This window comes from Pseudomonas sp. 203-8 (genome assembly GCF_020708595.1).
GTDB lineage: Bacteria > Pseudomonadota > Gammaproteobacteria > Pseudomonadales > Pseudomonadaceae > Pseudomonas > Pseudomonas aeruginosa.
Genome location: NZ_JAJFDF010000021.1, coordinates 1 through 5,417 on the forward strand (window position 1 = coordinate 1; position 5,417 = coordinate 5,417).

Annotated in this window: 2 tRNA genes and 3 rRNA genes; all 5 read left to right on the forward strand. The window is 52.1% G+C overall.

What is annotated here, in order from left to right:
* The first annotated feature begins 228 nt into the window (after window positions 1-228).
* The 5 genes from LJF27_RS30265 (at window position 229) to rrf (ending at window position 5,385) form a co-directional block, all read left to right on the forward strand.
* Window positions 229-1,764 (forward strand): 16S ribosomal RNA (locus LJF27_RS30265).
* Between the two features lie 64 nt (window positions 1,765-1,828).
* A tRNA-Ile gene (locus tag LJF27_RS30270) sits at window positions 1,829-1,905 on the forward strand.
* Between the two features lie 28 nt (window positions 1,906-1,933).
* Window positions 1,934-2,009, forward strand: a tRNA-Ala gene (locus tag LJF27_RS30275).
* 225 nt (window positions 2,010-2,234) lie between these two features.
* Window positions 2,235-5,125 (forward strand): 23S ribosomal RNA (locus LJF27_RS30280).
* 144 nt (window positions 5,126-5,269) lie between these two features.
* A 5S ribosomal RNA gene (rrf, locus tag LJF27_RS30285) occupies window positions 5,270-5,385 on the forward strand.
* Together the 16S, 23S and 5S rRNA genes with 2 tRNA genes alongside form the textbook arrangement of a ribosomal RNA operon.
* Window positions 5,386-5,417 lie beyond the last annotated feature (32 nt).

A 5,417-nucleotide genomic window follows, 5' to 3' on the forward strand; every position in this document is an offset into this window, starting at 1 on the left:
GAGAGGTTGCTGTAGAATGCGCGGCCTCGGTTGAGACGAAAGCCTTGACCAACTGCTCTTTAACAAGTCGAATCAAGCAATTCGTGTGGGTGCTTGTGATGTAAGACTGGTGATCGCAAGATTATCAGCAGCGCAAGTAACACTCGTGAATTCGAGAGTTTTATCTCTTTTTAAGAGAATGCGATTGCTGAGCCAAGTTTAGGGTTTTCTCAAAACCCAAGCAGTATTGAACTGAAGAGTTTGATCATGGCTCAGATTGAACGCTGGCGGCAGGCCTAACACATGCAAGTCGAGCGGATGAAGGGAGCTTGCTCCTGGATTCAGCGGCGGACGGGTGAGTAATGCCTAGGAATCTGCCTGGTAGTGGGGGATAACGTCCGGAAACGGGCGCTAATACCGCATACGTCCTGAGGGAGAAAGTGGGGGATCTTCGGACCTCACGCTATCAGATGAGCCTAGGTCGGATTAGCTAGTTGGTGGGGTAAAGGCCTACCAAGGCGACGATCCGTAACTGGTCTGAGAGGATGATCAGTCACACTGGAACTGAGACACGGTCCAGACTCCTACGGGAGGCAGCAGTGGGGAATATTGGACAATGGGCGAAAGCCTGATCCAGCCATGCCGCGTGTGTGAAGAAGGTCTTCGGATTGTAAAGCACTTTAAGTTGGGAGGAAGGGCAGTAAGTTAATACCTTGCTGTTTTGACGTTACCAACAGAATAAGCACCGGCTAACTTCGTGCCAGCAGCCGCGGTAATACGAAGGGTGCAAGCGTTAATCGGAATTACTGGGCGTAAAGCGCGCGTAGGTGGTTCAGCAAGTTGGATGTGAAATCCCCGGGCTCAACCTGGGAACTGCATCCAAAACTACTGAGCTAGAGTACGGTAGAGGGTGGTGGAATTTCCTGTGTAGCGGTGAAATGCGTAGATATAGGAAGGAACACCAGTGGCGAAGGCGACCACCTGGACTGATACTGACACTGAGGTGCGAAAGCGTGGGGAGCAAACAGGATTAGATACCCTGGTAGTCCACGCCGTAAACGATGTCGACTAGCCGTTGGGATCCTTGAGATCTTAGTGGCGCAGCTAACGCGATAAGTCGACCGCCTGGGGAGTACGGCCGCAAGGTTAAAACTCAAATGAATTGACGGGGGCCCGCACAAGCGGTGGAGCATGTGGTTTAATTCGAAGCAACGCGAAGAACCTTACCTGGCCTTGACATGCTGAGAACTTTCCAGAGATGGATTGGTGCCTTCGGGAACTCAGACACAGGTGCTGCATGGCTGTCGTCAGCTCGTGTCGTGAGATGTTGGGTTAAGTCCCGTAACGAGCGCAACCCTTGTCCTTAGTTACCAGCACCTCGGGTGGGCACTCTAAGGAGACTGCCGGTGACAAACCGGAGGAAGGTGGGGATGACGTCAAGTCATCATGGCCCTTACGGCCAGGGCTACACACGTGCTACAATGGTCGGTACAAAGGGTTGCCAAGCCGCGAGGTGGAGCTAATCCCATAAAACCGATCGTAGTCCGGATCGCAGTCTGCAACTCGACTGCGTGAAGTCGGAATCGCTAGTAATCGTGAATCAGAATGTCACGGTGAATACGTTCCCGGGCCTTGTACACACCGCCCGTCACACCATGGGAGTGGGTTGCTCCAGAAGTAGCTAGTCTAACCGCAAGGGGGACGGTTACCACGGAGTGATTCATGACTGGGGTGAAGTCGTAACAAGGTAGCCGTAGGGGAACCTGCGGCTGGATCACCTCCTTAATCGAAGATCTCAGCTTCTTCATAAGCTCCCACACGAATTGCTTGATTCACTGGTTAGACGATTGGGTCTGTAGCTCAGTTGGTTAGAGCGCACCCCTGATAAGGGTGAGGTCGGCAGTTCGAATCTGCCCAGACCCACCAATTGTTGGTGTGCTGCGTGATCCGATACGGGGCCATAGCTCAGCTGGGAGAGCGCCTGCTTTGCACGCAGGAGGTCAGGAGTTCGATCCTCCTTGGCTCCACCATCCAAACAATCGTCGAAAGCTCAGAAATGAATGTTCGTGAATGAACATTGATTTCTGGTCTTTGCACCAGAACTGTTCTTTAAAAATTCGGGTATGTGATAGAAGTAAGACTGAATGATCTCTTTCACTGGTGATCATTCAAGTCAAGGTAAAATTTGCGAGTTCAAGCGCGAATTTTCGGCGAATGTCGTCTTCACAGTATAACCAGATTGCTTGGGGTTATATGGTCAAGTGAAGAAGCGCATACGGTGGATGCCTTGGCAGTCAGAGGCGATGAAAGACGTGGTAGCCTGCGAAAAGCTTCGGGGAGTCGGCAAACAGACTTTGATCCGGAGATCTCTGAATGGGGGAACCCACCTAGGATAACCTAGGTATCTTGTACTGAATCCATAGGTGCAAGAGGCGAACCAGGGGAACTGAAACATCTAAGTACCCTGAGGAAAAGAAATCAACCGAGATTCCCTTAGTAGTGGCGAGCGAACGGGGATTAGCCCTTAAGCTTCATTGATTTTAGCGGAACGCTCTGGAAAGTGCGGCCATAGTGGGTGATAGCCCCGTACGCGAAAGGATCTTTGAAGTGAAATCGAGTAGGACGGAGCACGAGAAACTTTGTCTGAACATGGGGGGACCATCCTCCAAGGCTAAATACTACTGACTGACCGATAGTGAACCAGTACCGTGAGGGAAAGGCGAAAAGAACCCCGGAGAGGGGAGTGAAATAGAACCTGAAACCGTATGCGTACAAGCAGTGGGAGCCTACTTGTTAGGTGACTGCGTACCTTTTGTATAATGGGTCAGCGACTTATATTCAGTGGCAAGCTTAACCGTATAGGGTAGGCGTAGCGAAAGCGAGTCTTAATAGGGCGTTTAGTCGCTGGGTATAGACCCGAAACCGGGCGATCTATCCATGAGCAGGTTGAAGGTTAGGTAACACTGACTGGAGGACCGAACCCACTCCCGTTGAAAAGGTAGGGGATGACTTGTGGATCGGAGTGAAAGGCTAATCAAGCTCGGAGATAGCTGGTTCTCCTCGAAAGCTATTTAGGTAGCGCCTCATGTATCACTCTGGGGGGTAGAGCACTGTTTCGGCTAGGGGGTCATCCCGACTTACCAAACCGATGCAAACTCCGAATACCCAGAAGTGCCGAGCATGGGAGACACACGGCGGGTGCTAACGTCCGTCGTGAAAAGGGAAACAACCCAGACCGCCAGCTAAGGTCCCAAAGTTGTGGTTAAGTGGTAAACGATGTGGGAAGGCTTAGACAGCTAGGAGGTTGGCTTAGAAGCAGCCATCCTTTAAAGAAAGCGTAATAGCTCACTAGTCGAGTCGGCCTGCGCGGAAGATGTAACGGGGCTCAAACCACACACCGAAGCTGCGGGTGTCACGTAAGTGACGCGGTAGAGGAGCGTTCTGTAAGCCTGTGAAGGTGAGTTGAGAAGCTTGCTGGAGGTATCAGAAGTGCGAATGCTGACATGAGTAACGACAATGGGTGTGAAAAACACCCACGCCGAAAGACCAAGGGTTCCTGCGCAACGTTAATCGACGCAGGGTTAGTCGGTTCCTAAGGCGAGGCTGAAAAGCGTAGTCGATGGGAAACAGGTTAATATTCCTGTACTTCTGGTTACTGCGATGGAGGGACGGAGAAGGCTAGGCCAGCTTGGCGTTGGTTGTCCAAGTTTAAGGTGGTAGGCTGAAATCTTAGGTAAATCCGGGGTTTCAAGGCCGAGAGCTGATGACGAGTCGTCTTTTAGATGACGAAGTGGTTGATGCCATGCTTCCAAGAAAAGCTTCTAAGCTTCAGGTAACCAGGAACCGTACCCCAAACCGACACAGGTGGTCGGGTAGAGAATACCAAGGCGCTTGAGAGAACTCGGGTGAAGGAACTAGGCAAAATGGCACCGTAACTTCGGGAGAAGGTGCGCCGGCTAGGGTGAAGGATTTACTCCGTAAGCTCTGGCTGGTCGAAGATACCAGGCCGCTGCGACTGTTTATTAAAAACACAGCACTCTGCAAACACGAAAGTGGACGTATAGGGTGTGACGCCTGCCCGGTGCCGGAAGGTTAATTGATGGGGTTAGCGCAAGCGAAGCTCTTGATCGAAGCCCCGGTAAACGGCGGCCGTAACTATAACGGTCCTAAGGTAGCGAAATTCCTTGTCGGGTAAGTTCCGACCTGCACGAATGGCGTAACGATGGCGGCGCTGTCTCCACCCGAGACTCAGTGAAATTGAAATCGCTGTGAAGATGCAGTGTATCCGCGGCTAGACGGAAAGACCCCGTGAACCTTTACTGTAGCTTTGCACTGGACTTTGAGCCTGCTTGTGTAGGATAGGTGGGAGGCTTTGAAGCGTGGACGCCAGTTCGCGTGGAGCCATCCTTGAAATACCACCCTGGCATGCTTGAGGTTCTAACTCTGGTCCGTGATCCGGATCGAGGACAGTGTATGGTGGGCAGTTTGACTGGGGCGGTCTCCTCCTAAAGAGTAACGGAGGAGTACGAAGGTGCGCTCAGACCGGTCGGAAATCGGTCGCAGAGTATAAAGGCAAAAGCGCGCTTGACTGCGAGACAGACACGTCGAGCAGGTACGAAAGTAGGTCTTAGTGATCCGGTGGTTCTGTATGGAAGGGCCATCGCTCAACGGATAAAAGGTACTCCGGGGATAACAGGCTGATACCGCCCAAGAGTTCATATCGACGGCGGTGTTTGGCACCTCGATGTCGGCTCATCACATCCTGGGGCTGAAGCCGGTCCCAAGGGTATGGCTGTTCGCCATTTAAAGTGGTACGCGAGCTGGGTTTAGAACGTCGTGAGACAGTTCGGTCCCTATCTGCCGTGGACGTTTGAGATTTGAGAGGGGCTGCTCCTAGTACGAGAGGACCGGAGTGGACGAACCTCTGGTGTTCCGGTTGTCACGCCAGTGGCATTGCCGGGTAGCTATGTTCGGAAAAGATAACCGCTGAAAGCATCTAAGCGGGAAACTTGCCTCAAGATGAGATCTCACTGGGAACTTGATTCCCCTGAAGGGCCGTCGAAGACTACGACGTTGATAGGCTGGGTGTGTAAGCGTTGTGAGGCGTTGAGCTAACCAGTACTAATTGCCCGTGAGGCTTGACCATATAACACCCAAACAATCTGACGATTGTGTGTTGTAAGGTGAAGTCGACGAACCGAAAGTTCGCATGAACCGCAAAACACCTTGAAATCACATACCTGAATCCGGATAGACGTAAGCCCAAGCGAACGGATATCCAACCGAATTGCTTGACGATCATAGAGCGTTGGAACCACCTGATCCCTTCCCGAACTCAGAAGTGAAACGACGCATCGCCGATGGTAGTGTGGGGTCTCCCCATGTGAGAGTAGGTCATCGTCAAGCTCCTATCCCAAAACCCCTGGTCAGCGATGACC